This is a genomic window from Streptomyces sp. NPDC058001 (genome assembly GCF_042886315.1).
Classification (GTDB): Bacteria; Actinomycetota; Actinomycetes; order Streptomycetales; family Streptomycetaceae; genus Streptomyces.
On the sequence record NZ_JBHVQT010000006.1, the window covers coordinates 367,813 to 393,651 of the forward strand.

Genomic DNA, 25,839 nt, shown 5'->3' on the forward strand with positions numbered 1-25,839 from the left:
AGTGCCCGGCATCAAAGAACTGCAAAGACTGCCGGATCCCGGCAATGTGTCTTCTGGCGTGTTCATGCGATCATTGCGAGGGCCAAGGAAGAGAGCACGCGGAGGGGGGTCAACGATGACCTGGTTTCTCGGTTTGGGTATCGCGGGCCTCGCCGTCCTCGCGCTCTCCCTCGTCTTCGACGGTGTCCTCGAAGGGCTCTTCGGCGGCGTAGGTGTCCTCGACGGATTCTTCGACGGGCTCCTGTCCCTGCCGGTGATCGCCGGATTCGTGTCGATGCTCGGCTTCGGCGGAGCCATCGTGCTCGGCGTCACCTCACTCGGCGCGGGCCCGGCGACCGTCGCGGGCGCGGCGGCCGGCACCGGCGCGGCGTGGCTCACCTGGCGTTTCAGCAGGGCCCTGATGCGGGACCAGACCGCCACCACGCCCCGGGGCGACGACCTCGTGGGCACCGCGGGCAGTGTCGTCACCGCGATCCCGGTCAACGGCTACGGCGAGGTCATGGTCCGCCTCGGGGGCCAGCCGATGAAGTTCTCGGCCCGCAGCGCGGTCGCCGTCGCCTACGGCGCCGAGGTCTGGGTCGAGGCGGCGCCCACGCCCACCTCGGTCGTGGTCCGGCCCGTGCACACCGAGGGCGACTGACCGCCCGCTCCCCCACCCCCACGTACCACCGCTCAGATCACCACATCTACACCTAGCGCACCCATACCTACGCACACCCACACGTACCGCTTCGATCTGCCGTCCCCGGAAGGCCCGGAAGGCAGGGGGGATCTCCTCATGAGCCCAGTCGCCATATCCGTCATCGGAATCGTCGTACTCGTCGTCCTGCTCGCTCTCATCACCGTCACGCGCTACAAGGTCGCCGGGCCCAGCGAAGCCTTCATCGTCACCGGCCGGCGCGGCAAGAAGGCCACCGACCCGGAGACCGGGCGGGTGTTCACGGACAACAGCGGCCAGAAGGTCGTGGTCGGCGGCGGCGTGTTCGTCGTGCCGTTCGTGCAGCAGAAGTTCACGCTCGACCTGTCCAGCCGGCACATTCCGATCGCCGTACGCGGCGCGGTCACGCTGCGCGGTGTGAAGGCCAACCTCGAAGGCGTCGCGATCGTCAAGGTCGGCGGCACCGAGGACTCCATCCGCGCCGCGGCCCAGCGGTTCCTCGCACAGCAGGGCGGCATCGTCGGCTTCACGCAGGAGGTCCTCTCGGGCGCCCTGCGCTCCATCGTCGGCCGGATGTCGGTCGAGGACATCATCCGGGACCGGGCCGCGTTCGCCGGTCAGGTCGCCGAGGAGGCGGAGGCCAGCCTGTCCGGGCAGGGCCTCGTCCTCGACGCCTTCCAGATCCAGGACATCACCACCGAGGGCTCCTACCTGGAGGACCTGGGCCGCCCCGAGGCCGCCCGTGCCAAGCAGGAGGCCGATATCGCCGAGGCGGTCGCCCGGCGCGCCGCCGAGCAGGCGCGGCTCAAGGCCGAGGAAGAGATCGCGGTCGCGCAGCGGACCCTGTACCTGAAGCAGGCCGAGATCAAGGCGCAGACGGACGAGGCCGCGGCGACGGCGAACGCGGCGGGCCCGCTCGCCGAGGCCGCACGGCGCCAGCAGGTCCTCAGCGAGCAGGAGAAGGTCGCCGAGCGGCAGGCCGCGCTGACCGACCGCGAGCTGGACACCCAGATCCGTAAGCCCGCCGACGCGGCCCGCTACCAGGCCGAGCAGGAGGCCGAGGCCCGGCGGATCGCGCAGGTCAAGGAGGCCGAGGCGGACGCGCAGCGGTCCCGGCTCACCGGTGAGGGCGAGAAGGCGCACCGCGCCGCGCTCGCCGACGCCGTCCGCATCGAGGGTGAGGCCGAGGCCGCAGCGATCGGCGCGAAGGGTGCCGCCGAGGCGGAGGCCATGCGTAAGAAGGCGGACGCGTTCGCGCAGTACGGCGACGCGGCGGTGCTCCAGATGCTGGTCGAGGTGCTGCCGCAGGTCGTCGCCAAGGCGTCGGAGCCGCTGAGCGCCGTCGACAAGCTGACGGTGATCTCCACGGACGGCGCGAGCCAGCTGTCCCGTACGGTCGCCGACAACGTCGCCCAGGGCGTCGAACTCCTCAGCTCCACCACGGGAGTCGACCTCGCCGCGCTGCTGAAGAACATGGCGCGGGGCGGCACGTCCGACAAGGGCGCCGGTGTCGCCGAGGTGACGGCCGAGACCGCGGGCGGCAGCAAGGTCAACGGAAAGATCGAGCTGAGCGACTGAGGACGCGTCGTACACAGCGGGGCGCGGGGCGACTGTCGAGAGGGATCGGCACTCGCCCCGCGCCCCGTTTGGCATCCTGACGGCATGACATCGCCCGCCGGACGCCGCGACCCCGCCACACCCGCCCCGACCGTCGATCCCGCCACGCCAGGCGATCTCGTCGCCCTCGTCGACGAGTTGCTGGCCGTTCCCGGGCCGCTGCCGATCGTCGCCGCGGGCGACCCGGTCCTACGCCGCCCCACGCAGCCGTTCGACGGCCAGTTGGACCCCGTACGCCTCGCCGCGTTCGTCTCGGCGATGCGGGACACGATGCGCGCGGCGCCCGGCGTCGGCCTCGCCGCCCCGCAGGTCGGTGTGCCGCTGCGGCTCGCGGTCGTCGAGGACCCGGCGCCGGTGCCGCCGGAGATCGGCGATGCGCGCGGCCGGGTGCCGCTGCCGTTCCGTGTGCTGGTCAATCCCGCGTACGAGCCGGTGGGTACGGCGCGTGCCGCGTTCTTCGAGGGCTGTCTGAGTGTGCCCGGGTGGCAGGCGGTCGTGGCCCGGTACGCGCGGGTGCGGCTGCGGGCGCTGGACGAGCACGGGCGGGCGGTGGACGAGGAGTTCGCGGGCTGGCCGGCCCGGATCGTCCAGCACGAGACCGACCATCTCGACGGCACGCTGTATCTGGACCGGGCGGAGCTTCGTTCGCTGTCGTCGGCGCGGGCGATGGCGGAACGCTGGACGCAGCCGACGCCCACGGAGGCCGCGGCGGCACTCGGTTTCCCCTTGCCCGAGGGCGACAGCGCGTAAGGCGTGACGGGCCGTCTAGAGGTGCCAGCGGGCATCGTCGTCCGGCGCCCCGCCCGGATGCCGGAACCGGAGTTCGCTCGCCGTGGCGTCGGCGGGCAGCGAGAACGTGACCCAGCCGTCGGCCCGTTCGCCGAGGAGCAGCCGCCCGCGCGGGTCGAGCGGCTCACCGACCGTGAGCCCGGCCACCCCGGGCACCGGCCGGTGACCGCGTCCGCCGGAGTCGAGCAGCGTGAAGGCGTCACCGATGGGTCCCTCGTACGTGTCCCAGCCGGTGTTGGTGACGTCGACGCGGACGGCGTCCCAGTGCTCTCCGTCGGCCGGTCGGCGTCCGCCGCCGGATGCGGGGCGCGCGTCGGTGACCACGGCGTCCGGGGTGACCGTCAGTTGCGCCGCCGACTGCGGCGCCCCTGATCTGTCGGGCGCCCGGGACATCGGCGGCCGATCCGGCACCGGCAGGTCGAGGGCGCTGCTGTCGCCCAGGTACCCCGCCCCTTGCCGGACCGGCGACGGGACGGCGGCGACGGCCTGTTCCGCACCGGCGGCCGGGGTGGACGCGGGGGCCGCCGCCGCGTTGTCGGTGATGTCCTCCCGCGCGCACGCGGTACAGGTGATCGCGACCATCAGACAGGTGACGCCGACAGCGGCGAGTGAGCGGTGCACGACCGCATCATGGCCGACGGGCCGTCCACCGCGCACCCGGCCGGGGTCCCCCGCGCGGGTGACTTTTCCGATGGGTCACCCTTCGGACCGGTCACCCTTTCGACGGGTCGTCCTTCCGATGGATCGCCCTTCCGATCCGTCACACTTTCCAGGCTCCGGCCGCCGCCGCGTCCTGCGCGTAGGCGGAGAAGTCGCGCGGTTCCCGGCCGATCGCCTCGCGCACTCCGTGCACCAGGTGGGCGTTGCGGCCGTCGATCAGGAGGTCGAAGAGGTCGGCGAAGTCGACGGGCAGCCCGTTCTCCGTCAGATAGGCGCGGAAGGCTTCGTCGGTGGCGGGTACGTAGGTGATCTCGCGCCCGGTGGCCTTGGAGAGTTCGGCGGCCACGTCGTAGAAGCTGAGCAGCCGGGGACCGGAGAGTTCATAGGTCCTGCCGATGTGCCGGCCGCCCTCGACCAGGGCGGCGACGACCACGTCGGCGATGTCGTCGGCGTCCACGAAGGGCTCCACCGCGTCGCCGGTCGGCAGGGCGATCTCGCCGGAGAGCACCGAGTCCAGGAAGAAGCCCTCGTCGAAGTTCTGGTCGAACCAACTGGCCCGGACCACCGTCCAGTCGGCGCCGGACTCCTTGACCTTGTCCTCGCTGATCCGGGCGCCTTCCTCACCGCGCCCCGACAGGAGCACCAGCCGGCGGGCGCCCCGGTCCACGGCGACCTGGGAGAACGCCCCCACGGCCTCGGCGGCGCCCGGGAACGCGAGGTCCGGGTAGTACGTGATGTAGACGGAGCCGACACCTTCGAGGGCCGGTTCCCAGGTGGCGGGGTCCTCCCACACGAAGGGCGGCTCACCCGATCGGGATCCGATACGGACCGGCAGCCCACGCGCGGTGAGCCGCTCGGCGACACGGCGCCCGGTCTTCCCGGTCCCGCCGATGACCAGGGTCGTGCTGTCCTGTGCGTTCACTGAGTTCGTCATGCCCCTACCCAACCGCCGACCACCCCCCGGCCCCCATAGCCACCTCGCTCAGGAACATAAGCGTGCGTCTACGGCACCCCCCGGCCAAGGCACCCCCGGCCAAGGCGCTCCCGCACCCCGGGCGACCGGGCGCCGGCAACGAACCTCCGGCACCCGAAACCCACCCCGACCAGGGCCCCATACCCCCACCCGGATCAAGCCGATCTGCGCGTCGCGCGGTCCGTTTCTACGGTGATTGAATGGCCATCAGATATGTTTCGCGCCCCGGCTCCGCCCGCAATGTGGCCCTCGCGATCGGTGCGCTGATGTTGGTGTCCGGGCCCGTCGCGGTCGCCCGGCCCACGGAGCCCGAGCCGCCCAGGCCCCGGCCCGCGCCCGCCGGGACGGCACTCGAAGAGCCGGGGGTCCGGAGCAATCCCGGTTCGCCGGGTACTCCGGCTCCGCCGTCGGACGTGTCGGCGCTGTCCTGGGTCGTCGCGGACGCCGGTTCGGGTGAGGTGCTCGCGGCGCGCGACGCGCACCGGAAACTGCCGCCCGCGAGCACTCTCAAGACCCTCTTCGCCGTCACGACCCTGCCGCATCTGCGCGCCACCAGTCGGCACACCGTGAGCGAGGACGAGCTGTCCGGAGTCGGCGACGGAAGCAGCATGGTGGGTGTGTCGGCCGGACACACCTACCGCGTGGCGGACCTGTGGCGCGGGGTGTTCCTCAGCTCGGGCAACGACGCCGTGCGCGTACTCGCCGCGATGAACGGCGGGGTGGAAGACACGGTCCGTCAGATGCAGGCCAAGGCGGTGTCGCTGGGCGCCCGCGACACCCATGTGGTCTCACCGGACGGGTACGACGCGGACGAGCAGGTGTCGTCGGCCTACGACCTGGCGGTGTTCGGGCGGGCCGGGCTGACCGACCCGGAGTTCGCCCGTTACTGCGCCACGGAACTGGCGGACTTCCCGGGCGACGGCTACACGTACCCCATCCAGAACACGAACCGGCTCCTCACCGGTGAGGATGGCGTCGTCCCGTACCGCGGTCTCATCGGGGTGAAGAACGGTTACACCACCAACGCCGGCAACACGCTCATCGCGGCGGCCGAGCGCGACGGGCGGACCATCCTCGTATCCGTGATGAACCCGCAGGACGGGGACGGGCACGCGGTGTACGAGGAGGCCCGTTCGCTGCTGAACTGGGGCTTCGCCGCGGTGGGTCATGTACGGCCGATCGGGTCACTGGTTCCGCCACCCGCCGAGCCACGTCCGGCCGCGCCACCGGAACCGATGGCCGTCGCGGTGGGGCAGTCGGACGAGGACTCGGTGCTGTCCGCGTCACCGGTCGCGCTGGCCGGCGCCGCCGGGTCGGCGTTCGTCCTGACCGGGCTGCTCGTCCTGCGCGCGCGGCGCAGGCGGCGGCAGGCCGGGAGGGAGGAGTAGGGGGAGGATTAGGGGGGAAGACTGACGGCCGGTCCGCGAGCCTCCGGCCGACAGTCCGGGGTTCCCGCCCGACCGTGCCGTCCGGGCGGCTCAGGGACCCAGCAGATCGTGTTCCCGTACGAGCCAGCAGATGGCCGTGAGGCGCAGGGCGGCGAAGTCGTAGCCGACGGGTTCGTCCCACGCGTTCTCGGCGAGGACGTCGGTGAAACCGATGGCGTAGTCCTCCAGGTCCTCGCGGCGCGGTGACGGGATCCGGCCGGGGTCCCGCTCTGCGCGGCGCTGGGCGGGGACGAGCGCGTCACGCACCGCCGCCGCGTGCTGGTCGACGGCCGCCACCAGGCCGGGCTCGAAGGCGAATTCCGAGAGGCGGGGCATGAACCGGTCGACCACCCGGGCCAGCGGGCGGCCCACGGACTCGTCGGGCGACTCGTACATATGTCGACTTTAGCCTCGGCCGACGACCACGCCGACCCCTCCGAGCAGCCGGAATACCCGTAGCCCAGGTGATTCGGGTCACATCCGCACGCCCCCGCGCGCTCCCCAGGGCGAGGTCCGATTCCCGCCAGCGGACGGCTCCCGGGCCCGCGCACGATGGACGGAGAACCATCCCCAGGGAGCATCCGATGACTGTCCGCACCACCCCGCCCGACACCACCCCGCCGACCTCCGAGATCACGTCCGTATCCGCGCGGGACCGGGTCGCCGCCGTCGACCCGGCCGCCCTCGCCGCCGGGCTCGACGGCGAGGGCAGCGCGTTCACGCCCCGGCTGCTGTCGCCCGCCGTATGCCGGGAGATCGCGGGTCTCTACGACGACGTGACGCGGTTCCGCTCCACGATCGACATGGCGCGGTACCGGTTCGGCTCCGGGCAGTACCGGTACTTCGACCATCCGCTGCCCGAGGCCGTGAGCACGCTGCGGACCGCGCTGTACCCGCTGCTGCTACCGATCGCCCGGGACTGGGCGGCGCGCCTGGGCCGCCCCGCGCCCTGGCCGGACACCCTCGACGCGTGGCTCGCCCGGTGCCACGAGGCGGGGCAGACCAGGCCGACACCGATCCTCCTGCGGTACGGGCCCGGCGACTGGAACGCCCTGCACCGGGACCTGTACGGGGACCTCGTCTTCCCGCTCCAGGTCGTCATCGGGCTCGATGTGCCCGGCGAGGACTACACCGGCGGCGAGTTCCTGATGACCGAGCAGCGCGCCCGCGCACAGACCCGGGGCCATGCCATGACGCTGCGTCAGGGGCACGGTCTGGTGTTCACCACCCGGGACCGGCCGGTACGTTCGGCGCGCGGTTGGTCGGCGGGGCCGATGCGGCACGGGGTGAGCACCGTGCGCTCGGGTCTCCGGCACACGCTGGGGCTGGTGTTCCACGACGCGACGTGAACACCCTCCTCGATGCCCCCGGGCGAACGCGGACCGGACGCCGGCCGACGCCCTCTGCGGCAACTGACCGATCGGGCGTACCTTGTGCGGTGGGCTCGCGTTCCACCGTCCCGCGGGCCACTCTGGTGTCAGTCAACCGGGGGAATGCAACCCCCTTGTGCCGGAAGGAAGGAACCGCCGTATGAGCGCGCCGCCCGAGGTCATCGACGCACCGGACGCGAACCGTTACGAGGCCCGGTTCGGCGACACCTTGGCGGGGTTCGCGCAGTACATCCGGACGGCGGAGCTGATCGCCTTCGTACACACCGAGGTGGATCCCGCGTTCGAGGGCCAGGGAGTCGGTGGCGCGCTGGTGCGGACATCGCTGGACGCGGCGCGGGCGGCCGGGACGCAGGTCCTCGCGGTGTGTCCGTTCTACACGGCGTGGATCGCGCGGCATCCGGAGTACCAGGACCTGCTGTACTCGAAGCGGAGCCGAGTGAGCGACTGACGTGAGCGACGGCCGACCCGAAAAGGGGGGCGAGGGTCAGGGGTCCGGCGCGGACGCGGGGGTGCGTCTGTCGTCGGCGCGCGGACGCTGGGTCCTGGGGTGTGTGGTGCTCGCCTCCGGCATAGCGATGCTGGACGGCACGGTCGTCAATGTCGCGCTGCCGCGGATGGGCCGCGATCTGCACGCGTCCCTGTCGGCGCTCCAGTGGGTGGTCAACGCCTACATGCTGACCCTGTCGGCGCTGCTCCTGCTGGGCGGCGCGCTCGGTGACCGGCTGGGCCGCAAGCGGACCCTGGTGCTCGGGGTCGCGTGGTTCGCGGTGGCGTCGGCGCTGTGCGGGATCGCGCCGAACGACGCCACCCTGATCGCCGCCCGCGCCCTCCAGGGAGTGGGCGGCGCCCTGCTCACACCGGGCTCGCTCGCGCTGGTGCGCTCCACCTTCCACCCCGACGACCAGTCCCGGGCGGTGGGCGCCTGGTCGGGCCTCACGGGTGTGGCCGGGGCGCTGGGGCCGTTCCTGGGGGGCTGGCTGATCGACGGGCCCGGCTGGCGGTGGATCTTCCTGATCAATGTGCCGATCGCCGCCGTGGTGATCCTGATCGCGCTGCGGCATGTGCCGGAGAGCCGTGACACCGAGGCCGCGGGCAAGCCCTTCGACGTGCTGGGCGCGTGCCTGGGCGCGCTCTTCCTGGCCGGGGTGAGCTATGCCCTGATCGGCGCGTCCGGCCACACCTCGCCCGCCGCGGTCGCGGTGCCCGCGGTGTGCGGCGTGCTGGCCGGGATCGCGTTCCTGATGGTGGAACGCCGCAGGACCGACCCGATGCTGCCGCTGTCGCTGTTCCACTCACGCCTGTTCAGCGCCACGAACGCGATGACGCTGTGCCTGTACGCGGGCATCGGCGGCGTGCTGTTCCTGCTCCCGGTGCAACTCCAGACGGCCCTCGGGTACGACGCGCTCCAGGCGGGGACGGCGACGCTGCCGATCACCGTGCTGATGCTGCTGCTGTCCGCGCGGGCCGGGGACCTCGCCCGCCGCGTTGGCCCGACGCTGCCGCTGGTGGCGGGGCCGCTGATCGCCGGGGTCGGGACGCTGCTGATGCTGCGGGTGCACCCCGGCTCGGGCTATGTCCCGGACGTGCTGCCCGCCGTGGTCGTGCTGGGTCTGGGCATGAGCCTGTTCGTGGCGCCGCTGACGGCGACGGTCCTGGCGTCGGTCGCGCCGGTGCACGCGGGCCTGGCGAGCGGCGTCAACAACACAGCGGCACGGATCGGCCAGTTCCTGGTGGTCGCCGCGCTGCCCCTGGCGGTCGGCCTGTCCGGGACCGCGTACACCGTACCGAGCGCCGTCAACGCGTCGTTCCACCGCGCCGTGATCGGCTGCTCCGCGCTGTTCGCACTGGCCTCCGTGACGGCGGCACTCCTCATCCGCCCTGCGGCGGTGGGCCCCCGCCTGGCGAAGGCCCCGAAACCCCTGTGCCGCTCGAACATGGCGGCGACCTGCCCTCCGCTGGAGCCCGGGGGCAGGGAACTCCCCGGCCAGGGCGACGACCGCAAGGGCACCGCCTGACCGACCGGAAGGGCACCGCCTAGCCGAGCGCCGCCAGGTCCTTCTCGGCGGCACCGAGGAGTTGTCGTGCCACTTGCTGCATGGCGCGGCTCGCGGCGAGTTCGTCACCGATCGCCGGGATGTCGAGGTCCTCGGGGTTGCACCGGGCGGTTCCCGTTCCGGTGAGCTGTGCGGTCCCGGTGTCCAGGACCATCCGTGCCTTCGTCGTACCGTCCTCCTCGACGAGCGAGAGGGAGACGTTCCATTTCAGTGTGCGCGCCATGACGAGCCTCCTCAGGAGCCACCCGCGCGCAGCGGGTCAGGTGCCGAAGAAGATGCCGAATTCCGAGTACAGCTCGGTCGGCACCCGCTTGATGCCCTGGACGGCGTCCGCCAGCGGGACGCGGACGATGTCGGTGCCGCGCAGGGCGACCATCGTGCCGAACGCGCCGTCCCGCACCGCGTCCACGGCGTGCAGTCCGAACCGGGTGGCGAGCCACCGGTCGTAGGCGGTCGGGGTGCCGCCGCGCTGGACATGGCCGAGTACCGTCGTACGGGCCTCCTTGCGGGTGATGTCCTCGATCCGGTGGGCCAGCCAGTCGGCGATGCCGGAGAGCCGGACATGCCCGAACTCGTCACGCGCGTCGTCCTTGAGGACCATCTGACCGGCCTTGGGGACCGCGCCTTCGGCCACCACGATGATCGGCGCGTAGTTGATCTCGAACCGCTTCTCGACCCAGCCGCACACCTCGTCGAGGTCGAACTCCAGCTCGGGGATGAGGATGGCGTTCGCGCCCCCGGCCACGCCCGCGTGCAGCGCGATCCATCCGGAGTGCCGTCCCATGACCTCCACGACGAGGGTCCGCTTGTGCGACTCGGCCGTGGTGTGCAGGCGGTCGATGGCCTCGGTCGCGATGTTCACGGCGGTGTCGAAACCGAAGGTGTAGTCGGTGCCGGCGACGTCGTTGTCGATGGTCTTGGGTACCCCGACGAGGCGGACGCCCGCGTCGGTGAGCTTGCTCGCCACACCGAGGGTGTCCTCACCGCCGATGACCACCAGGGCGTCCAGCTCATGGGCGCCGACGGTCTCCTTGATGCGGTCGATGCCGTCGGCGGACTTCAGCGGGTTGGTGCGCGACGACCCGAGGATGGTGCCGCCGAGCGGCAGGATGCCACGCACCGCGGCGACGTCCAGGGGCACGGTCACGTCATGGACGGCGCCGTTCCACCCGTCCACCAGGCCGACGAACGACCAGCCGTACTCCTGCACGCCCTTACGTACGACGCTGCGGATCACCGCGTTGAGTCCCGGGCAGTCTCCACCGCCGGTGAGTACGCCCACCCGCATGATTCCTTCTCCCTCGGCCCGTCCCGCACGGTTATGTGATCCATATCCCAGCTTGACCCCATACAGGAAGGATCGCACCATCACCCGGCCCGCCCGCGTGGCATCCGGCGGCGGGAGCGGTCCGCACGTCAGGGTGGACGGTGGGCTTCGCCGTGCCCCGGCGACGGTGCGATGGCGCGTTCCGGTGTCATGGGATCCGCCGTGCCGGGCAGGCGGGCAGACACACCGCAGTCGACCGGCACAGGACCCCCATGCGACAGTCACGCGCCGCCCAAGGCGCCGGACGCGACCCCTATTTCGACAACGCCAAGTACCTCACCGTCGTGCTGGTGGCCTGCGGCCACGCCTGGGAGCCGCTGACCTACGGCAGCCGCACGGTGACCGCGCTGTATCTCTTCGTGTACGCCTTCCACATGCCGGCCTTCGCGCTCATCTCCGGCTATTTCTCCCGGAGTTTCGACATGGCGCCGGGGCGGCTGCGGCGGCTGGTCACCGGGGTCGTCGTGCCCTACCTCGTCTTCGAGGTCGCGTACACGCTCTTCTACCGCGTCGCGCGGCACGATCCGGGGTATCCCTTCAGCCTGCTGGACCCCTGGTATCTGATGTGGTTCCTGGTGGCGCTGTTCATCTGGCGGATCAGCACCCCGCTGTGGCTGGCGCTGCGCCATCCGCTGCCGGTCGCGCTGGCGCTCGCGGTACTCGCCTCGGTCTCCCCCGATCTGGGCGGTGATCTCGCGCTCCAACGCGTCCTGGGATTCCTGCCGTTCTTCGTCGCCGGACTCACCCTGCGGCCCGCGCACTTCGCCCGGCTGCGTACCTGGCCGGTGCGGTGGGCGGCGCTGCCGGTGATCGGGGCCGCTCTGGTGACGGCGTACGCGGTGGCGCCGGGGTTCGACGCGGGGTGGCTGTACCGCCGGGGCAGCGTCGATGGGCTCGGGGTATCGCGCTGGGCGGGTCTGGTCACCACGCCCGCCCTGTTCGCGCTGGCCCTGCTGCTCTCGGCGTGCTTCCTGGCCTGGGTGCCGGGGCGGCGGATGTGGTGCACATCCCTGGGCGCCGGCACGCTCTACGCGTATCTGCTGCACGGCTTCGTGATCAAGTCGTCGCGCTTCTGGGGCTGGTACGAGCATCCGTGGCTGCACACCCCGCTCGGCGAGGTCGCCGTCACGGCCGCGGCGGTCGCGATGATCACGCTGCTCTGTATGTCGCCGGTGCGGAAGGTTTTTCGGGGGGTGGTCGAGCCGAGAATGCGGTGGGCGTTCCGTGGTGGGTCGGGAACCGCCGCGGGGCTTCGCCCCGGACCCCAGCCATCGCCCTTCGGGCTTGTCCTCAAACGCCGGACGGGTTGAAAAGCCCGCCCGGCGGCCGGTGTCCGCTTTCGCGTGACACCGGCCGCCGGTTTCAGTTCACTTCAGCCGCGACTGCTCGAAACGCGCTGTCCAGTACGCCGTCCGGTCGAGGTACGCGGTTTCCGCCGCCGGGCCGGTGCGGCCGTAGGCGCCGTTGTACGTCTGGTAGGCGTGGCCGGTCGGTGGGGTGTCGTCCGCCGGTTCTATGGAACTGCCCTCGTGCCACTCGTTGAACGAGGTGACGGACACCCAGGTCGGTGAGCCGCCGATGGCCGGGTCGAGGGCGTTGGACCACTCCTTGTCGTAGGTGGCGCCGTCCGCACGGCCCAGGGTCGGGGTCGTGTTGCCGGGGACCGCCCGGTCGTCGATGTAGCCGGGGGCCACCGACGGCGCCCAGATGAGGCCGTTCGCGCGGGCGTAGTCCCCGGCCTGTTTCCAGCCGGGTGCGGTGGCACCCGCGATGCCGTCGTAGGTGTACATCCCCGAGAAGTGGGCGATCTTGGAGGTGTCGGTGGTCTGGGCGAGGACGATGTGGTCGCCCGTGACCGCGTCGAGCGCCGACCAGTCCGTGATGCGCAGACTCTCGAAGACGTAGAACGCCGGTTTGCCGCCGTGCTCGGCCGAACGGTAGTAGGCGGGATGGGTGCCGTAGCGCCGGTCGAGATAGGCGATGTCGGCGGCGACCGACGCGGCGGTGCGGCCGGCGTACGGCTCGATGTGCCAGGCGACCTTCACCCCTTCGCGGGCCGCCGCGTCGAGTACGCCCTGGGCGAGCCCGTCCTCGTAGCTGCCCTGTCCCCACCAGCTGTAGACGAGGACGCCCGCGCCGGACTGGCGGATCCAACGCATGTGCTGGGCGACCGCTCCGCCGTAGTCACCGGAGTCGTAGGGGCCGAGCGCCGGGTAGAGGTCGGCGCCGATGTCGGTGGGCGGGGTGTGCCCGCCCTGCTGCCAGTGCCGCCAGGAACCGGCGGTCTGGGGTGTGCCGTACCACGGGTAGTAGAAGAGGTGCACGTTCGACGAGGTGTCCGCGGGGGTGGTGGTCGGGCCGCAGTTGGCCGTCACCGTGCCCGCCGTCCAGCGGACCGCGCCGAGCAGCAGCGAGCGGAAGGCACCGTCGGTGTACGACTCGGCGGTGTGGCCGAGGCCCGTGTAGAAGGCCCGCCCCTGGCCCTGCGGGTGGCACCAGGTGATGGGGTGGTCGCCGCCCATCTCGCCACCGCTGTAGGTGGATTCGTCCAGGCTCTGGAGGACGTGCACACCGGGACGGGGGTTGGTGCGGTAGTTGTACCACTCGTCGGTGCGGGTCCAGGTCGGGCCGAGGTGGGCCGTCGCCGGATGGGTGCGGTCCTCGGTGACGACGGTGGCCCGCTGGATCGCGGGATGGCTCTTGAACCAGGCGCCGGCGAGCTGTCCGTAGTACGGCCAGTCGTACTCGGTGTCGGCGGCGGCGTGCACGCCGAGATAGCCGCCGCCGGAGTCGATCCAGGTCTGGAAGGCGTTCTGCTGCGTGGTGTTGAGGACGTCACCGGTGGTGGAGAGGAAGACGACGGCCTTGTACGGGGCGAGTCCGGCCGCCGAGAAGACGGAGGCGTCCTCGGTCGCCTTGACGGTGAAGCTGTTGGCCGCGCCCAGTTCGGTGAGGGCCTTGATGCCGGCCGGGATGGCGTCGTGGCGGAATCCCGCGGTCTTCGAGAAGACCAGGATCTGGAACGGGTCCTCGCCGCTGCGTGCCTGCGCGCCGGGCGCGCCGAGCAGGGCGGCGAGGGTCAGGGCCGTGGCGGCGGCCACGGCGGTGGTCAGTCGGCGCAGTACGGAGGGGCGGCGCCACAAGGAAGGTCGGCGCCGTAAGGAGATTCGGCGTGGGACGGGGAGTCGGCTCATGTCAGGACCCGATCGTGAAGGAGTCGAGGTCGAAGAGGTTGCCCTGGCCCGATGGGCCCTTGAAGACGAGGTACAGCGAGGTCGTCCCCGAGGGGGCTCCGGTGAGGGTGCCGGTGACGTTCTGGTAGTTCTCCCAGCCGCCGGTCACGGGCACGGTGAGGGTGCCGAGCAGGGTGCCGGTCGGTGAGCCGGTACGGACCTCCAGGGTGCCGCCGGCGCCACCGGACGCGATCCGCGCGGTCATCGAGCGGGCGTTCTGGAGGGCGTAGGGCTCGAAGGCGATCCAGTCGCCGTTGTCGGTGAAGCCGACGGTGTTGCCGCCCTCGGCCGCTCCATGGCCCGCGAGTTGGATACCGGACTGCCGGGCGAAGTGTTCGGCCTGCCGGTGCCGCGGTTGCAGCGTACGGAGGCTGTGCGAGGTCAGACCGCCGTTGTCGGTGTACTCGGCGTCGAACACGCCGTACAGATTGGCCGCGCTGTCGTGTTCACCGTCGCTGGGGATGGTGAGGGTGCCGGTGCAGCCGTTCTTGGAGGTGATCTGGTGGGTGTGGCTGTCGTGGCCGAGCGCGTAGGTCACCTTGACCTTGGCGCAGTCGACGGTCCCGTCCTCCGGGTCGCTGACCTGCACGGTGAAGCGGACGGTGTCACCGAACGCGAACAGCGCGCCGTTCTGGGGCTGTTGCAGGGTGACGGTGGGCGCCGTGTTGCCCGCCGTGACGACGAGGCTGGCGGTACCGGTGAGCCCTTCCGGGTCGGTCACGGTGAGCGTCGGCCGGAAGGTGCCGCTCGTGGTGTAGGTGTGCGAGGGGTTCGCCTGGGTCGAGGTGGAGCCGTCGCCGAAGTTCCAGGAGTAGCGCAGGGCGCCGCCCTCAGGGTCGGAACTGCCCGCCGACGAGAAGGCGACGGTGAGCGGTGTCGCCCCCGATGTACGGTCGGCGGCGGCCTTCGCCACGGGGTTGCGGTTGCTGCCCGCGAGGTACTCGATCCGGTAGAGGGCCTGGTTGCCGCTGCCGGTGCCGTAGTCCAGGACGTAGAGGGCGCCGTCCGGTCCGAAGGCCATGTCCATGACCTGGGTGCCGGTCCATGGGAAGCTCTCGATGACGCCCGGTGAGCCGTCGCCCTTGACCTCGATGGCCTTGATCCACTTGCGGCCGTACTCACCGGCGAAGAAGCGGCCGTCCAGGGACTGCGGGAACTTGACGGACGAGTTGAGCCCGGCGTCGTAGCGGTAGACCGGGCCGCCCATCGGGGACTCGGAGCCGCTGCCGAACTCCGGCGGTGACCCGGCGTCGCCCGCGTAGCGGATCCAACTCGACTTGGCCGGCGGGAGCTTCGTCAGGCCGGTGTTGTGCGGCGAGTTGTTGGTGGGGCCGCCCGCGCAGTCGTACTTGGCGCCGGACGGACCGCTGGGGAACGTGTACTCGTTGTAGGTCTCGGTGGAGGTGTTCGTACCGGTGCAGTAGGGCCAACCGTAGTTGCCCGCCGAGGTGATGCGGTCGAACTCGACCTGTCCGCTCGGGCCCCGGTCGGCCGCCGTGCTGCCCGCGTCGGGCCCGTAGTCACCGAGGTAGACGGTGTCGGTCGCACGGTCGACGGACATCCGGAACGGGTTGCGGAAGCCCATCGCGTAGATCTCGGGACGGGTCTTCGCGGTGCCGGGCGCGAACAGGTTGCCGGCCGGGACGGTGTAGCCGCCGGCGGCGGTCGGCTTGATGCGCAGCAGTTTGCCGCGCAGGTCGTTGGTGTTGCCGGACGTGCGCTGGGCGTCGAACTGCGGGTTGCGGTTGGCGCGTTCGTCGAGCGGCGAGTAGCCCTGCGACTCGAACGGGTTGGTGTCGTCGCCGGTCGTCAGCAGCAGATTGCCCGCGCTGTCGAAGTCGATGTCCCCGCCGACATGGCAGCACTGGCCACGGTCGTTGGGCACTTCAAGAACGACCTTCTCGCTCGCGGGATCGAGGGTCCCGTCACTGCGCAGGACGAATCGCGAGAGGTTCAGATGCCCCTTGAACGGCTCGAAGTCGGCGGCCGATCCGCTGGTCGGGGCGTCACCGGCCGGGGTGCTCAGCCGGGGCGAGTAGTACAGGTACACATACCGGTTCGAGGCGAAGGCCGGGTCGACGGCCACGCCTTGGAGCCCTTCCTCGTCGTGTGTGTAGACGTCGAGCTTCCCGGCGGTCTTGGTGCTGCCCGCCGCGTCGGTGAGGCGGACCGTGCCGTCGCGCGCGGTGTGCAGGACGGACCGGTCGGGCAGTACGGCCAGGGACATGGCCTCACCCAACTCAGCTGCGCCGAGGGCGAGTTGGACCTGCTGGTAGTCGCCGGGAGGTATCGCGGCGGGAGCTGCGGCATCGGGGGCGGCGGACGCCGGGTGCGCGGCGAAGGCCGCGGCCACCAGGACGGCGCACGCCGTGAGCAGTCTCCACCCGATGTGCGGGCGTGTGGACATGAGGCTTCCTTCCTGACGTACGTGGGGGTGTCAGGTGAGGCGCGCGCCGGCCGCGCTTGCACTCTGTTCGTGCTCGTGCTCATGCTTGCTACTTGCACGTGATGCTTGAAATCTTGCGTGAGCGGCTCAAGTCTTTTGCATGCTGGCAACGCCGCATCTATTTGTCAAGGCCGTGTCAAAACTCTCCGGAGAGCGCTCACAACGCCGCAGGGCCCCGCCACATCCGGGGGATGCGACGGGGCCCTGCGGGACCGGAAGTTCCGTACGGCACAGCGCCCCGCAAGGGGCGCGGGGAACTGCGCGACCAGCCACCGGCAGCCGGCAGCCTTCACACCGGTCTTCCCGCGGAGCGCTCAGCGGAAGCGGCGGTAGAGAACCGTTCCGGCGAGCAGGGCGAGACCGGCCGGGACCGCGAGGGTCAGGGGGTCGGCGCCGGTGTGCGCGAGCGCGGTGGTCGGGCCGAGCGTCGGGACGTGCCGGGGCGCCGGCTGGTGCGGCTCATGACGTACCGGACGCGGCTCGGGCTTCGGGCGCTCACGGGGCGGCTTGTGCCCGGAGGTGTTCGACGACTCGTTGCCGACGGCCGCGTTGCCGATGCCGACGACACTCACCGAGTTGCCGGTGATGTTCACCGGGAGATCCACGGGGAGTTGCAGCGCGTTGCCGGACAGCAGCCCGGGTGAGTCCTTTCCTCCGCCGAGAGCGGTGGCCCCGCCGCCGTTCGCCCCGCCGCTCCCCTCGGTACGGCCGCCGTGACCGCCCTGAGGTGCGCCATGTCCCTTGCCGCCCTTGGCCTGCCCGCTCCCGTGCGAACGGTTCGCGCAGGAGTTGCCGGCCGCGGGGTTGAGGACACCGGCCGCGTCGACCGTGTTCCCGCACACGTTCACCGGGATGTGCACCGGGAGCTGGATCGTGTTGCCGGAGATCAGACCCGGAGAGCCCGCCGAGCCACCGCCGGCGGCGGAGTCGGCGTGGGCCGGTGCGGCACCGACCACGGCACCTCCGGCAACGGCTACGGCGATCAATCCATTTCGGGTAACCCGTTTCATAGGTTCCCTGCCTTCCAGACATCGTCGCGGGCACTCGCCCGCACCGGGTGAAACGCGAAAGAACCATCCGAGTTATGGCTTATCGGTCTTTCACCCCATCGAGTGGCCTGTTTATCGAACTGACCGTCGGGCCCCATCGGCCGCACCCCATCGGGGGTCCGGCAGCTCAGTCGACACCTCCCATAACTTAAGTCTTGACTTATATAAGTGGTGGCTGGCACAGTCGGAGACGTGCACGCATTCGATGTACTGGGGGATCCGGTGCGACGCCGGATATTGGAGCTGCTCGCCGACGGCGAGCGGACATCGGGCGCGGTCAGCGAGACGATCCGGGCCGAGTTCGGGATCTCGCAGCCGGCCGTGTCGCAGCATCTGCGGGTGCTGCGCGAGTCCGGTTTCACCTCCGTGCGGGCCGAGGGCACCCGGCGGCTGTACGCCGTCGAGGCCGCTCCCCTGGCGGAGGTCGACCAATGGCTGGAGCGGTTCCGGGGCTTCTGGGAACAGCGCCTCGACGCACTCGGCACCGAACTGGCGCGCGGTAAGCGCGAGCGCCGCGCATCCCTCCCGAGGAACGACGAGAACGACAAGGAAGAACCGACATGAGCGACATCGTCGACCGGATCAATGACGTCCACCGCAAGGTCGGCACCCGCGCGGTGCCCGAGGGAGAGGCCCGTACGGTCCTGCTGCGGCGGACCTACGACGCGAACGCCGACGACGTCTGGGACGCCTGCACGGACCCCGAGCGGATCGCCCGCTGGTTCCTGCCGGTGAGCGGCGATCTGAAGCTGGGCGGCCACTACCAGTTGGAGGGCAACGCCGGCGGCGAGGTGCTGCACTGCGAACGGCCACGGCTGCTCCGGGTGAGCTGGCTGTTCGGCGAGAACCCCGGCTTCAGCGAGGTCGAGGTGCGGCTGACGCCCGAGGGCGACGAGCGCACCGTCTTCGAACTGGAGCATGTGGCCGTGACGCCGCCCGAGTTCTGGGACACCTTCGGCCCCGGCGCGGTCGGCGTCGGCTGGGACCTGGCACTCCTCGGCCTCGGCATGTATCTGCTCACCGGCGAGTCCGTGAAGGACCCCGAGGCATGGCAGGTGTCGGACGAGGCCCGCGAGTACATGGGCCGCAGCAGCGAGGAATGGGGCGTCGCGTACGAGGCGTCCGGGGCCGCACCGGAGACGGTCGCGACGGCCGTACGGGCGACGACGGACTTCTACGCACCGCCGGCGCCGGGCAGCGCGGCACCGGAGACATCGGAGACACCGGGAGCCTGACCATCCCGGTCCCGGTCCCCTGGGCGCGCGGTCCGGGGCCGGTCAGTCCTTCATGGCGCGGGCCAGGACCAGTTCCGCGTCCTCCTCGACGCCCTGCCGGAACGCCCGCTCATAGGCCGCGTCGCCCACCGCCGCGCGGGCCGTGCGCTCGCACTCCGCGCGGATCGGGACGAGTTCCGGTGTGCCGCGCTGGGCGTGGCCGACGGCTCGCCAGTAGGCGAGGCCCGTGCCCGAGACGAGGGCCGCGGCCTCGCCGTCCCCCCCGGCGGCGACCGCGGCGGCCAGCAGGTCCAGGCCGAGCGCGATACCGAAGCTGTCGCCGATCCGGCGCTTGCCGTCGAGCATGGACCTGGCGTGCGCCGCGGCATGCAGCGGCCGGTCCTGGAACAGGGCGATCAGCGAGAGCTGGTAGTCCGTGTACGAGCGGGTCCAGTACTCGTCGCGGTCGACACAGCCCTGCCGCAGCGCGTCCGCCTCGGCCGCCGCCAGGTCGAGCTGTCCGGCGCCGGTCAGCGCGAAGACCCGTACCAGATGGCAGCGCAGAAGTGACGGTGAGGCGAAGGGGTCGGCGGGGGCGGCGGCGAGCATCTGGTCGGCGACGGCGCCCGCGGCGAGCGGGCGCCCCTCCAGGAGGTGGGTGATGCCCCCGAGATACGCGGCCGAGCGGACCCCCTCCAGATCACCGTCCCGTTCCGCTTCCCTGGCGCACCGCTCCCCCAGGGCCGCCGCCGCCTCGTGCTCGCCCTGGAGCAGGACGGTGACGCCGAGCGCCCACAGGGTCCGGGTGCGGATGGCGCCGGACGTGGTGTAGCCGGCGAGCACCCGCTCCAGGTAGCCGCGGGCCTCGTGCAGGTGACCGGTGCAGGCCCAGAAGAATCCGACCCGGGCCGCCATGTCGGCGGCGCTCTGCGGATCCGTCGCGATGAGGTGGTCCAGCGCGGCGCACACATCGGGGTGGGCGGCGGCGAGACTGCGGTACCCGTCGGCCTGGGCGGGTCCGAGCCAGCCGTCGTCGGCGCCCTTGACCAGATTCCGGAACGCGCGCGCGTGCCGTTCGGCGGCGGCCATCTCCTCACCCAGTTCGGTCAGCCACATGTGCCCGTACTCACGGACCGTGTCGAGCATGCGGAAGGCGTTGCCGGACCGGGAGAGCACCGATTTGGCGGCGAGGCCGTCCAGTGCGGGTGCCACCGCCTCGTCCGGTAACGGGCCGCCCGCGCAGACCGCCCGCGCGGACGCCTCGTCGAAGGTGCCGCGCAGCACCGACAGGCGGGCCCACAGCAGCCGTTCGAGCGGGGCGCACAGTTCGTGGCTCCAGCCGATGGCGGTACGGAGGGTCTGGTGGCGCAGCGGCCGGATCGGTTCTGCGGTGGTGAGACCCGCGAGGCCGAAGCCACCGGTGCGCAGCCGCTCGGCGACGTCTTCGAGGGTGCCCTCGCGGAGTTGCGCACCGGCCAGTTCGATGGCGAGGGGAATGCCGTCGAGGCGCCGGCAGATGCTCGCGGCGGCCCGCGCGCTCTCCGGGTCCGCGAAGGACACCCCCGGCACCGCGGTGGCGGCACGGTCCATGAACAGGGTGAACGCGTCGTCGTCGCACGGCAGCGGCTCGACGTCGAACCGCAGCTCCCCCGGTACGCCCACCGGCTGCCGACTGGTCGCGAGGACCGTCAGCCCCGGGCAGACCGTCAGCAGGTCACCGGCGAGATCACGGCAGGCGTCGACCAGGTGCTCGCACGAGTCGAGGACCAGCAGGAGCTTCTTGTCGGCGAGCCAGGCGCACAGCGCGTCGGCGGGCATCCGGGGCGTGTGGTCGGCGAGACCCGTCGCGTCGGACACCGTTGCCGCGAGCAACCGGTCGTCCTGGAGCGGCGACAGATCGACCCAAGCGACGGAGTCGGCGTGCGGGAAGACACCCGTCGCGATGGCGTGCCGCGCGAGACGGGTCTTGCCGACACCGCCCGTCCCGGTCAGCGTCACCATCCGGTGTGTGCCGAACGCGGCTGCCAGTCGGGTCAGTTCGGACGTACGTCCGACGAAGCTCGTCGACTCCTGCGGAGTGCTCGCCACCACGGGGACAGTGTGGACCAGCACACGGAGCCCGCGCACCGCCCGTGCGGGAAAGCAGCCTGATTCGGTCACGTGGCGACACGTGTTGACCGGCTTGTGACCAGCGGTCTGCTTGGCGATCAGGCACAGCGGGCATGGGGCCTGTTACGGGATGGGCGGGGTACCCGGCAGGGCCCGGCGTAAGGGTTTCCGACGTCCCGGACGAGAGGAGTGGTGATCATGCGCGCGCATCCGCGCGGCGGCCGGCGCACGTCACGCGTCGAGTTAGTCCTTCCGCACGGCTCCGCTTCGGCGGGCCGGGCCCGGCGGCTCACCAAGGCGTTCCTCGGCGAGGGCCCGTCCGGCGCGCCGGACGCGGCCGACGTGTCCGAGCGGGTGCGGGACGCCCAGCTCGTGGTGTCGGAGCTGGTGGCCAACGCGACCCGGGTCGGCAGCAGTCACTGCCGGCTGAGCCTGCGCGTCGACGCCGACGAGTTCACGGTGGAGGTGCGCGACGACAGCCCGGACCGGCCGGTACTGAACCCGCCGTCGGCGACCGCCGAGTCCGGCCGGGGCATCGCCCTGGTGCACGCGCTGTCCCGCCGGTGGAGCGTGGTCGGCGACGGCCACGGCGGCAAGACGGTACGAGCGGTGCTCTCGCTGAACTGAACCGTCTCCCGCGAGTGCCACCGGTCAGAGCGACCCCGTCACCGTCACCCGTACCGTGACCGTCACCCGCCCGTCATCACCGGACAGGGCGTCCCGCGCCGCCGCCCCTGCCGCGTCCCGTACGGCACGGGTCACGTCGACCACGCGATGCCCCGGCAGGGTCGTCAGCTTGACGTCGACGTGCCAGCCGGTCCGGTCCTCCGTGGGCGTGGCACGGACCCCGGCGACCGGTTCGGGGCGGCCCGTGGCCCGTGCGATCCGGGCCGTCGTACCGCCGAGGAGACCGCTCAGCCCCGGCCGCAGATAGGCCACGCCGGGCACCTCGCGTGCGGCGTCGGCCACGGCCTCCTCGACCGTGTGACGTCTGGTCCCCGCGTTCATCGTCCGCCCCCTTGGTCGTCGTCGCGGACGTACGCGTCGTCGCCCCATCCGTCGTATCCGGCGCCGTCGTTGTCGTTGTCGTCATCGGCGGGCGTCGTCGTCGTCGTCCAGAAGGTCGACCACCGTCACGTCCACGCTCCGCACCTCCATGCCGAGCCTCCGGTGCGCCGCGTCGGTGACCCGGTCCCGTACAGCGTCGGCGACCTCCTGAAGGTTCCAGCGCAGGGACGCCAGCACCTCCAGGCGCACCCGCACCGGGCCGCGTGCCCGGTCGGCGCCCGGTGTCGCCGGAAGGACCTGGCAACTGCCCGCCCGGACCCCGGGCAGCGCGTCGGCCGCCGCGCGGAACGTCTTCGCCGCCGCGGCCTCGACGATCCAGAGGTCCTCCTCGTGGTCACCGAGCGGCAGCGTGCGGCCCGGCCGCAGTTCGAGCCGGACGATGTCCATGACGCGGGCCGTGAACCGGTCGGTGTCCGGTCCCTCGCCGTCGCCGGCCGCTGTTTCGTCGGCGGTACGCGCGTGCGCGACCAGGAGGTCGAGCTCGGTCAGTTCCCGGAGCGCGGCGGAGCAGTAGGGGCAGTCCCGCAGATGCGGGTCCCGGTCGGCCTCGGGCGTCTCGTGGACCGCCCAGATCGACTCCAGGGACCGTCCGCAGGCCAGGATCTCGTCGTCGGGCACACCGTCGGGCGGCCCCGGGTTCGCGTTCAACGCCATGCTCCCATCGCCTCCGTCAGTCGGCGCCTGGCCCGGAAGATCCGGCCGCGGACGGCCTGCTGACTGATCCCGACCGCTTCCGCGATCTCCTCGTACGACTGGCTGTGCAGCTCGCGCAGCACCCAGCAGGCCCGCTGTTCCGGTGAGAGGTCGCCGAGTGCGACGGCCAGGTCCCGCATCGCCTCGTGCGACTCGGCGACACGCGCCGGTGAGCCCTCGTACTCGGGCGCGGCCGGTTCGGGGACGGCGTCGAGCCGGGCGGCGGGGCGGCGGGCGCGCAGCACATTGAGACAGCGGTTGGTGACGATCCGGTACATCCAGGTGCGGAACGCGGCATCGCCCCGGTACTCGGGCAGCCGGCGCCAGGCGCTGACGAAGGCGTCCTGCACGGCGTCCTCGGCCTCCACGCGGTCACCGAGCACCCGGGTCGCCAGATTCAGCAGCAGCGAGCCGTGCCGGCGCACCAGGGCCTCGAACGCGTCCTCGTCGCCCTCCCGCGCGCGGACGGCCAGGACACTGTCGTCCGGCTCGGCCGCGCGGGGCGCGTCGAACGCGTGTCTGGACGGTTCGGTGCCGTCGGTGCCGTTCCCGGGCAATCGCTCGCTCCTCCGTGCTGGGCGCGGTACGCGGCCGTGTGCGCGCCCCTCCGTCCGCATAGGACACCGGGCGGCGCGCGTCGTCACGGAAGATCTCTCCCCGATCCGCGTGACACATGCGCCGCCACCCGTGTCCAAGCACACGGACAACCCCAGGAAGACCGAGGAGTGACCGGTATGACCACTCACGAAGTTTCCAACGCCAAGGCACCCGGCGCGAGCGGGAGGAACGCCGCGCGCGCGGAGCACTCGACCACGCTCCGTGGCGGAAAGAGCGGACACGAGGAGCCGGCCGCCACGCGCGGCAGGACGTCGATCGCGGACATCGTCGTCGTGAAGGTGGCCGGCATGGCCGCACGGGAGATTCCCGGCGTGCACGACATGGGCGGCAGCATCTCCCGCACCTTCGGCGCGGTCCGCGAGCGGGTGCCGGGCGGCGGGGCCGGTGTCGGCCGGGGCGTCAAGGTCGAGGTCGGCGAGCGCCAGGCGGCGATCGACATCGACGTCGTCGTGGAGTACGGCGTGCCTCTCAAGGAGGTCGCGCGGGACGTGCGTGAGAACGTCATCGACTCCGTCGAGCGGATCACGGGCCTGGAGGTCGTCGAGGTCAACATCGCCTTCAACGACGTTCACCTGCCCGGTGAGGAGGACGAGTCACCGTCCGAATCCCGGGTCGCTTGAGCCCCGCTTCGAGAGCGCGTCATCGCAGTCCGAGAGCGCGTAATCCCCCTCCGAGAAGTTGACGATGACAAGAGGTCGACGATGAACAGAGCAGTGCTGGGTCTCCTGGTGGGGATGGCCCTGGCGTTCGCCGGCTGGTTCGGCGGCTTCGGCGCGTTCCTGCTGGTGGCCGCCCTGGGCGCGGTCGGCTTCGCGGTGGGCCATTTGCTGGACCGTGACGTGGACCCGCGTGACTTCCTCGCCTCGCGCGGCGGGCGGCGCTGATGGGCGCGGCGGCGGACCGCGGTGCCACGACGGTCGGGGACCGGGCGGTGCGCCGCATCGCCGAACGGGCCGCGACCGAGGCCGATGTGCCGGTCGGCGACAGGCCCCGGGCCGAGGTGACCCGGCGGGGCCGTTCGGCGCGCCTCGATCTGGACGTGGGGCTGGGATATGCGGCCGATCTGCCGGGCGCGGGCGACCGGGTCCGGCGTCATGTCACGGACCGGACGGCGGAGTTGACGGGTCTGGACGTGCCCGGCACCCGGGTCACGATCACCCGGCTCGCCGCGCCGGAACCGGTCACCCCTGCCCCGGCCGCCCCGGTCACTCCCCCGGCCGACGAGTCCGCTCGGGCGCGTCGGCCCTGGTCGGACCGGCGGCTGTCCGCGGGGCTGGTCGCGCTGTCGGCGGCGGCGGTCTGCGGGGCGTTCCTCACCGACTTCGCGTTCGTCCGTACGGGCCGCTCCGCCGCCGCCTGGCGGGTCGGCACCCTTGACCGGATCTCGGCGGTGCGGCTGGTCGATCCCTGGGTGTGGGGTGTGGGAGCGGCGATCGCGGTCCTCGGCCTGTGGCTGGTCGCGCTGGCGCTCACCCCGGGCGCCCGGCGCCGGCTGCCGCTGACGGTGCCCGGACCCGGCACCGCGGCGACCCTGGACCGCGCGGCCCTCGGTCTGCTGCTGCGGGACGCGGTCCTCGCGGTGCCCGGTGTGTCGGCGGTCCGGCTGCGGATGAGCCGCCGGAAGGTACGGCTGCGGGCCACGGCCGCGTTCGGCGACCTGCCGTCCGTACGCGACGCCGTCGACCGGGCGGTCGATGAGGTACTGCGCGGTTGCGGCCTGGTGCGACCACCTCGGGTACGGGTGCGCGTGGTGCCGGAGCCGGACGCTCGGGCGTGGATCGGATGAGGCCGTCGCGTGGCGCGGTGAACCGGGTGCTGCTCGGACTGCTCGGCGCGGGGTTGGCCGTGGGCGGCGGCTGGGTCGCCGTGACATCCCTGGTCGAGCGGGGTGACGTGGGATTCGGGCTGCCCGGCTGGTGGCCCGCGCCCGACGCGGGCGCACGGCTGGTGGACCGTGACGCGCTGTCGCGGGCACAGGGATACGGCTGGTGGGTGCCCGTCGTGTTCGCCGCGTCGGCGGTGCTGTTCCTGGCGCTCGCCTGGTGGTTCCTCGGACAGACCCGGACCCGGCGGCCACGGCACCTGGTTCTGCCGAAACCGGGCGTCCGGCTCCGTACCCGGGCGCTGGCCCGTGCCGTGGAGGCCGATGCCGACCGGCTCGCGGAGGTGTCCGGCAGCCGGGCCCGTATCGACGACACCGGGGCGCGGCCCCGGGTGACGCTCACCGTGGACCTGGAGCCCCGCGCGGAGCCGGCCGGTGTCCTGCGTGCCCTCGTCGCGGGACCCGTCGAGCGGGCCCGGACGGCGACCGGCGCGTGCCGGGTGGACACCGTGGTGCGGTTCCGTCATCCCCGGCACCGGGCGGGCCGCGTGGAGTGACGGTCGGTCCGTCGGGCAACTCACCGGCGCGGCCGACCAATCCGGGACCACAGCAGCCACGAACACCTCTCGTGACACCTTTCGTGGCCGGCGAACGTCCTGGAGGATCACCCGCGTGAACGAAGCCGCGCGCA

The 25,839-nt window shown here is 72.0% G+C and carries 27 protein-coding genes; 15 read left to right on the forward strand and 12 right to left on the reverse strand.

Going from position 1 to position 25,839, the window contains the following annotated elements:
* Positions 1 to 115: 115 nt before the first annotated feature.
* The 3 genes from ACFVT5_RS17185 (at position 116) to ACFVT5_RS17195 (ending at position 3,025) form a co-directional block, all read left to right on the forward strand.
* Positions 116 to 640 (forward strand): hypothetical protein, encoded by a 525-nt coding sequence (locus ACFVT5_RS17185; RefSeq protein WP_389887584.1) that lies wholly within the window; start codon positions 116 to 118, stop codon positions 638 to 640.
* A 138-nt stretch (positions 641 to 778) separates the two neighbouring features.
* Positions 779 to 2,236 (forward strand): flotillin family protein, encoded by a 1,458-nt coding sequence (locus tag ACFVT5_RS17190; protein WP_389887586.1) that lies wholly within the window; start codon positions 779 to 781, stop codon positions 2,234 to 2,236.
* A gap of 84 nt (positions 2,237 to 2,320) precedes the next feature.
* Positions 2,321 to 3,025, forward strand: coding sequence for a peptide deformylase (locus ACFVT5_RS17195; RefSeq protein WP_389887589.1), 705 nt, complete (start codon positions 2,321 to 2,323; stop codon positions 3,023 to 3,025).
* A 15-nt stretch (positions 3,026 to 3,040) separates the two neighbouring features.
* On the opposite strand, the gene ACFVT5_RS17200 is transcribed toward ACFVT5_RS17195, so the two are convergent.
* Both ACFVT5_RS17200 and ACFVT5_RS17205 read right to left on the reverse strand, forming a co-directional pair.
* Positions 3,041 to 3,685: a hypothetical protein gene (locus ACFVT5_RS17200; RefSeq protein WP_389887592.1), complete on the reverse strand. Its 645-nt coding sequence runs from the start codon at positions 3,683 to 3,685 to the stop codon at positions 3,041 to 3,043.
* 139 nt (positions 3,686 to 3,824) lie between these two features.
* The gene (locus ACFVT5_RS17205; RefSeq protein ID WP_389887595.1) at positions 3,825 to 4,658 is read right to left on the reverse strand and encodes an NmrA family transcriptional regulator; all 834 of its coding nucleotides are present in this window, start codon (positions 4,656 to 4,658) and stop codon (positions 3,825 to 3,827) included.
* Between the two features lie 239 nt (positions 4,659 to 4,897).
* Here ACFVT5_RS17205 and ACFVT5_RS17210 point away from each other — a divergent pair, with 239 nt between their 5' ends.
* Entirely contained in the window at positions 4,898 to 6,085 is a 1,188-nt protein-coding gene (locus tag ACFVT5_RS17210) for a D-alanyl-D-alanine carboxypeptidase family protein (protein ID WP_389887597.1), read from the forward strand.
* 90 nt (positions 6,086 to 6,175) lie between these two features.
* On the opposite strand, the gene ACFVT5_RS17215 is transcribed toward ACFVT5_RS17210, so the two are convergent.
* Positions 6,176 to 6,520 (reverse strand): DUF6401 family natural product biosynthesis protein, encoded by a 345-nt coding sequence (locus tag ACFVT5_RS17215; protein WP_389887600.1) that lies wholly within the window; start codon positions 6,518 to 6,520, stop codon positions 6,176 to 6,178.
* A 188-nt stretch (positions 6,521 to 6,708) separates the two neighbouring features.
* Between ACFVT5_RS17215 and ACFVT5_RS17220 the strand changes: the two genes are divergently transcribed.
* The 3 genes from ACFVT5_RS17220 to ACFVT5_RS17230 all read left to right on the forward strand — a co-directional run bounded on the left by ACFVT5_RS17220 (position 6,709) and on the right by ACFVT5_RS17230 (position 9,530).
* A complete protein-coding gene (locus ACFVT5_RS17220; protein ID WP_389887603.1) occupies positions 6,709 to 7,473 on the forward strand; it encodes a 2OG-Fe(II) oxygenase in 765 nt (254 codons plus the stop codon).
* A 181-nt stretch (positions 7,474 to 7,654) separates the two neighbouring features.
* A complete protein-coding gene (locus ACFVT5_RS17225; protein ID WP_389887606.1) occupies positions 7,655 to 7,963 on the forward strand; it encodes a GNAT family N-acetyltransferase in 309 nt (102 codons plus the stop codon).
* A 1-nt stretch (position 7,964) separates the two neighbouring features.
* Complete coding sequence (locus ACFVT5_RS17230) at positions 7,965 to 9,530, forward strand: DHA2 family efflux MFS transporter permease subunit (protein ID WP_389887609.1); 1,566 nt, start codon at positions 7,965 to 7,967, stop codon at positions 9,528 to 9,530.
* Positions 9,531 to 9,549: 19 nt separating this feature from the next.
* On the opposite strand, the gene ACFVT5_RS17235 is transcribed toward ACFVT5_RS17230, so the two are convergent.
* Positions 9,550 to 9,792, reverse strand: coding sequence for a DUF1876 domain-containing protein (locus ACFVT5_RS17235; protein WP_389887611.1), 243 nt, complete (start codon positions 9,790 to 9,792; stop codon positions 9,550 to 9,552).
* A 36-nt stretch (positions 9,793 to 9,828) separates the two neighbouring features.
* On the reverse strand, positions 9,829 to 10,857 hold the full coding sequence (locus ACFVT5_RS17240) for a 6-phosphofructokinase (RefSeq protein WP_389887614.1): 1,029 nt from the start codon (positions 10,855 to 10,857) through the stop codon (positions 9,829 to 9,831).
* 251 nt (positions 10,858 to 11,108) lie between these two features.
* On the opposite strand from ACFVT5_RS17240, the gene ACFVT5_RS17245 reads away from it, so the two are divergent.
* Positions 11,109 to 12,206: an acyltransferase family protein gene (locus ACFVT5_RS17245; RefSeq protein WP_389887617.1), complete on the forward strand. Its 1,098-nt coding sequence runs from the start codon at positions 11,109 to 11,111 to the stop codon at positions 12,204 to 12,206.
* Positions 12,207 to 12,263: 57 nt separating this feature from the next.
* On the opposite strand, the gene ACFVT5_RS17250 is transcribed toward ACFVT5_RS17245, so the two are convergent.
* The 3 genes from ACFVT5_RS17250 to ACFVT5_RS17260 all read right to left on the reverse strand — a co-directional run bounded on the left by ACFVT5_RS17250 (position 12,264) and on the right by ACFVT5_RS17260 (position 17,531).
* Positions 12,264 to 14,090 carry a ThuA domain-containing protein gene (locus ACFVT5_RS17250; protein ID WP_389887620.1) on the reverse strand — a complete coding sequence of 609 codons (1,827 nt, stop codon included), beginning with the start codon at positions 14,088 to 14,090 and terminating at the stop codon, positions 12,264 to 12,266.
* Between the two features lies 1 nt (position 14,091).
* Positions 14,092 to 16,536: a PQQ-dependent sugar dehydrogenase gene (locus ACFVT5_RS17255; RefSeq protein ID WP_389887623.1), complete on the reverse strand. Its 2,445-nt coding sequence runs from the start codon at positions 16,534 to 16,536 to the stop codon at positions 14,092 to 14,094.
* 353 nt (positions 16,537 to 16,889) lie between these two features.
* Complete coding sequence (locus tag ACFVT5_RS17260) at positions 16,890 to 17,531, reverse strand: chaplin (RefSeq protein WP_389887626.1); 642 nt, start codon at positions 17,529 to 17,531, stop codon at positions 16,890 to 16,892.
* A 285-nt stretch (positions 17,532 to 17,816) separates the two neighbouring features.
* Between ACFVT5_RS17260 and ACFVT5_RS17265 the strand changes: the two genes are divergently transcribed.
* Positions 17,817 to 18,188 carry an ArsR/SmtB family transcription factor gene (locus ACFVT5_RS17265; protein WP_389887629.1) on the forward strand — a complete coding sequence of 124 codons (372 nt, stop codon included), beginning with the start codon at positions 17,817 to 17,819 and terminating at the stop codon, positions 18,186 to 18,188.
* Positions 18,185 to 18,859, forward strand: coding sequence for an SRPBCC family protein (locus ACFVT5_RS17270; protein WP_389887632.1), 675 nt, complete (start codon positions 18,185 to 18,187; stop codon positions 18,857 to 18,859). The genes ACFVT5_RS17265 and ACFVT5_RS17270 overlap by 4 nt, the downstream gene beginning before the upstream one ends.
* A 42-nt stretch (positions 18,860 to 18,901) precedes the next feature.
* Here the strand turns inward: ACFVT5_RS17270 and ACFVT5_RS17275 are convergent, their stop codons facing one another.
* Positions 18,902 to 20,929 (reverse strand): ATP-binding protein, encoded by a 2,028-nt coding sequence (locus ACFVT5_RS17275; RefSeq protein WP_389887635.1) that lies wholly within the window; start codon positions 20,927 to 20,929, stop codon positions 18,902 to 18,904.
* A 216-nt stretch (positions 20,930 to 21,145) separates the two neighbouring features.
* On the opposite strand from ACFVT5_RS17275, the gene ACFVT5_RS17280 reads away from it, so the two are divergent.
* Positions 21,146 to 21,574, forward strand: a complete 429-nt coding sequence (locus tag ACFVT5_RS17280) for an ATP-binding protein (RefSeq protein ID WP_389887638.1) — start codon at positions 21,146 to 21,148, stop codon at positions 21,572 to 21,574.
* A gap of 24 nt (positions 21,575 to 21,598) precedes the next feature.
* On the opposite strand, the gene ACFVT5_RS17285 is transcribed toward ACFVT5_RS17280, so the two are convergent.
* The 3 genes from ACFVT5_RS17285 to ACFVT5_RS17295 form a co-directional block, all read right to left on the reverse strand.
* Positions 21,599 to 21,955, reverse strand: a complete 357-nt coding sequence (locus tag ACFVT5_RS17285) for an Asp23/Gls24 family envelope stress response protein (protein ID WP_389887641.1) — start codon at positions 21,953 to 21,955, stop codon at positions 21,599 to 21,601.
* An 81-nt stretch (positions 21,956 to 22,036) separates the two neighbouring features.
* Complete coding sequence (locus ACFVT5_RS17290; protein WP_389887644.1) at positions 22,037 to 22,669, reverse strand: hypothetical protein; 633 nt, start codon at positions 22,667 to 22,669, stop codon at positions 22,037 to 22,039.
* Positions 22,660 to 23,265: an RNA polymerase sigma factor gene (locus ACFVT5_RS17295; protein ID WP_389887647.1), complete on the reverse strand. Its 606-nt coding sequence runs from the start codon at positions 23,263 to 23,265 to the stop codon at positions 22,660 to 22,662. Before ACFVT5_RS17295 ends, ACFVT5_RS17290 begins: the two co-directional genes overlap by 10 nt.
* A gap of 177 nt (positions 23,266 to 23,442) precedes the next feature.
* Between ACFVT5_RS17295 and ACFVT5_RS17300 the strand changes: the two genes are divergently transcribed.
* The 4 genes from ACFVT5_RS17300 to ACFVT5_RS17315 all read left to right on the forward strand — a co-directional run bounded on the left by ACFVT5_RS17300 (position 23,443) and on the right by ACFVT5_RS17315 (position 25,705).
* Positions 23,443 to 23,946: an Asp23/Gls24 family envelope stress response protein gene (locus ACFVT5_RS17300; RefSeq protein ID WP_389887650.1), complete on the forward strand. Its 504-nt coding sequence runs from the start codon at positions 23,443 to 23,445 to the stop codon at positions 23,944 to 23,946.
* 81 nt (positions 23,947 to 24,027) lie between these two features.
* Positions 24,028 to 24,210 carry a hypothetical protein gene (locus ACFVT5_RS17305; RefSeq protein ID WP_389887654.1) on the forward strand — a complete coding sequence of 61 codons (183 nt, stop codon included), beginning with the start codon at positions 24,028 to 24,030 and terminating at the stop codon, positions 24,208 to 24,210.
* On the forward strand, positions 24,210 to 25,112 hold the full coding sequence (locus ACFVT5_RS17310) for a DUF6286 domain-containing Asp23/Gls24 family envelope stress response protein (protein ID WP_389887657.1): 903 nt from the start codon (positions 24,210 to 24,212) through the stop codon (positions 25,110 to 25,112). The genes ACFVT5_RS17305 and ACFVT5_RS17310 overlap by 1 nt, the downstream gene beginning before the upstream one ends.
* A complete protein-coding gene (locus tag ACFVT5_RS17315; protein ID WP_389887660.1) occupies positions 25,109 to 25,705 on the forward strand; it encodes a hypothetical protein in 597 nt (198 codons plus the stop codon). Before ACFVT5_RS17310 ends, ACFVT5_RS17315 begins: the two co-directional genes overlap by 4 nt.
* Positions 25,706 to 25,839: the final 134 nt, after the last annotated feature.

Coding starts and splice junctions, on each gene's coding strand:
- ACFVT5_RS17185 (WP_389887584.1), top strand. CDS start 116: ATGACCTGGTTTCTCGGTTTGGGTATCGCGGGCCTCGCCGTCCTCGCG.
- ACFVT5_RS17190 (WP_389887586.1), top strand. CDS start 779: ATGAGCCCAGTCGCCATATCCGTCATCGGAATCGTCGTACTCGTCGTC.
- ACFVT5_RS17195 (WP_389887589.1), top strand. CDS start 2,321: ATGACATCGCCCGCCGGACGCCGCGACCCCGCCACACCCGCCCCGACC.
- ACFVT5_RS17205 (WP_389887595.1), bottom strand. CDS start 4,658: ATGACGAACTCAGTGAACGCACAGGACAGCACGACCCTGGTCATCGGC.
- ACFVT5_RS17210 (WP_389887597.1), top strand. CDS start 4,898: ATGGCCATCAGATATGTTTCGCGCCCCGGCTCCGCCCGCAATGTGGCC.
- ACFVT5_RS17215 (WP_389887600.1), bottom strand. CDS start 6,520: ATGTACGAGTCGCCCGACGAGTCCGTGGGCCGCCCGCTGGCCCGGGTG.
- ACFVT5_RS17220 (WP_389887603.1), top strand. CDS start 6,709: ATGACTGTCCGCACCACCCCGCCCGACACCACCCCGCCGACCTCCGAG.
- ACFVT5_RS17225 (WP_389887606.1), top strand. CDS start 7,655: ATGAGCGCGCCGCCCGAGGTCATCGACGCACCGGACGCGAACCGTTAC.
- ACFVT5_RS17235 (WP_389887611.1), bottom strand. CDS start 9,792: ATGGCGCGCACACTGAAATGGAACGTCTCCCTCTCGCTCGTCGAGGAG.
- ACFVT5_RS17240 (WP_389887614.1), bottom strand. CDS start 10,857: ATGCGGGTGGGCGTACTCACCGGCGGTGGAGACTGCCCGGGACTCAAC.
- ACFVT5_RS17245 (WP_389887617.1), top strand. CDS start 11,109: ATGCGACAGTCACGCGCCGCCCAAGGCGCCGGACGCGACCCCTATTTC.
- ACFVT5_RS17250 (WP_389887620.1), bottom strand. CDS start 14,090: ATGAGCCGACTCCCCGTCCCACGCCGAATCTCCTTACGGCGCCGACCT.
- ACFVT5_RS17255 (WP_389887623.1), bottom strand. CDS start 16,536: ATGTCCACACGCCCGCACATCGGGTGGAGACTGCTCACGGCGTGCGCC.
- ACFVT5_RS17270 (WP_389887632.1), top strand. CDS start 18,185: ATGAGCGACATCGTCGACCGGATCAATGACGTCCACCGCAAGGTCGGC.
- ACFVT5_RS17280 (WP_389887638.1), top strand. CDS start 21,146: ATGCGCGCGCATCCGCGCGGCGGCCGGCGCACGTCACGCGTCGAGTTA.
- ACFVT5_RS17285 (WP_389887641.1), bottom strand. CDS start 21,955: ATGAACGCGGGGACCAGACGTCACACGGTCGAGGAGGCCGTGGCCGAC.
- ACFVT5_RS17290 (WP_389887644.1), bottom strand. CDS start 22,669: ATGGCGTTGAACGCGAACCCGGGGCCGCCCGACGGTGTGCCCGACGAC.
- ACFVT5_RS17300 (WP_389887650.1), top strand. CDS start 23,443: ATGACCACTCACGAAGTTTCCAACGCCAAGGCACCCGGCGCGAGCGGG.
- ACFVT5_RS17305 (WP_389887654.1), top strand. CDS start 24,028: ATGAACAGAGCAGTGCTGGGTCTCCTGGTGGGGATGGCCCTGGCGTTC.
- ACFVT5_RS17310 (WP_389887657.1), top strand. CDS start 24,210: ATGGGCGCGGCGGCGGACCGCGGTGCCACGACGGTCGGGGACCGGGCG.
- ACFVT5_RS17315 (WP_389887660.1), top strand. CDS start 25,109: ATGAGGCCGTCGCGTGGCGCGGTGAACCGGGTGCTGCTCGGACTGCTC.